This window comes from Bifidobacterium sp. RTP21102st3_E2_RTP21102_210122 (assembly GCF_040916945.1).
GTDB lineage: Bacteria > Actinomycetota > Actinomycetes > Actinomycetales > Bifidobacteriaceae > Bifidobacterium > Bifidobacterium longum.
Map to the genome: position 1 here is coordinate 1 of NZ_JBCPAN010000022.1, position 1,517 is coordinate 1,517.

Sequence of the window (1,517 nt, forward strand, 5' to 3'; positions counted from 1 at the left end):
TTACTAAATAATGCTCTGATTTGTGGTCAGGAGACTGTGCAATTATATCACCTTTTACTGGAACACTAGGTAAATTTAATGGCATTGGTCGTGATTTTCCACCAACCACAATATGACATGTAATCATGGCTTGTCCTCCTTTCATTTTAGGATAAGTCAATTATACCAAAAAAGCCCCTATGGAACGGCAATTCCATTGAGGGACTAAGCAAAAATACTTATGAGGTAATTATACCATGAAAACAATAAAAAAGAAATGGGAACCACGTATTATAAACATAATGGCAGATGGCTCTGTTATCGAAGACTTGACTGGATATGTTATTCCAGCCGGTCATTCCTACTATGACATCATTCTAGGAATACAGAAGCGAGAGATACAGAAAGGAGCTTAGTCTATGAAATATGCAGTACATCATCAGAAATACTCACGAAAACTATACATCGATCAATAATGCTTTTACTCAAGATAACAGACTTGAACCCGCTACAATTGGGATTCTAACTGTTATTTTGACTAACAAATCTGATTGGGTCGTATATCCGGAAGAAATAGCTAAAAGAATGAATATTAGTAGGAGAACAGTTGATAGGCATTTCAAAATATTAGAGAGCTGTGGTTATTTGCTCTCTGTAAGGGTTAGTCATGGACGAGGTAATGGCACAGAGTTTAAAAGATTCTTTTCTGATATTCCTATGACAGACGATTACAAATCTTATTTAAAAGACAACTTAATCAAGGAATTATCCACAGGTGATTCGTGAGTGAAATTTTACACTTGGAAGATTTTGCCATGTTAAAAATTGCCATGTTAAAAATTGCCCTCTAATAAATACTAACTATATAACAAGTACTAACTAACAATAATCTAAGGCTTACGCCACTAACTAAATAATAAATACTAACTATACAACAATCTAATAATAATTATAAATAATAAAAGGAGTCAAAAAATGGCAGATTTAACTTTTGCAGAGTTGCAAAGACAAATGCAATTAGCAAAGAAAAAAACAAAAGATGTCAAGTACGCCTTTAGAAATGCAGAGGACATCTATACAACCTTCAAAGAGCTAAAAAGTGATTGGTCTGTCATCGTAACTGACGAACTCATTGAGCTTACAGGTAAAATCTTTGTCAAAGCTACTGCAGTAGCTATCAATGACGAAAGGAATGAAAAGTACCAATCAACAGCATATGCTGAACTAAGTTTGGTACCAGTTTTTAACACCCAAAAAGGGCAAATCAAGCAAATGCAAGAGCCGCAATGGACAGGTGCAGTCAGCTCTTACGCTAGAAAGTATGCGTTGCAGGGGCTGTTTGCTATCGGTGAGAAAGATGTTGACGATTATCCAGTTGATGAAGATCAAGCACAAGCGGCACAACAGAATAATCAATCGCCGCAAGGCAACAATGCTAACCAATCAGATTTGATTGACAATGAGCAGTACAAGGCAGTTTATGGCAAAGTTCGTACTTGGGCACAGCTCAAAAATGCTAACTTTGACCAAGTTGCAAA

General features: G+C 36.0%; 2 protein-coding genes. Both read left to right on the forward strand.

The features are described 5' to 3' along the window. Positions 1–405: 405 nt before the first annotated feature. Positions 406–765, forward strand: coding sequence for an HTH domain-containing protein (locus AB5287_RS09950; RefSeq protein ID WP_150867943.1), 360 nt, complete (start codon positions 406–408; stop codon positions 763–765). A 189-nt stretch (positions 766–954) separates the two neighbouring features. Beyond that, positions 955–1,517 (forward strand): ERF family protein (locus tag AB5287_RS09955; RefSeq protein ID WP_368221169.1); only part of this gene is annotated, 563 nt, incomplete at its 3' end.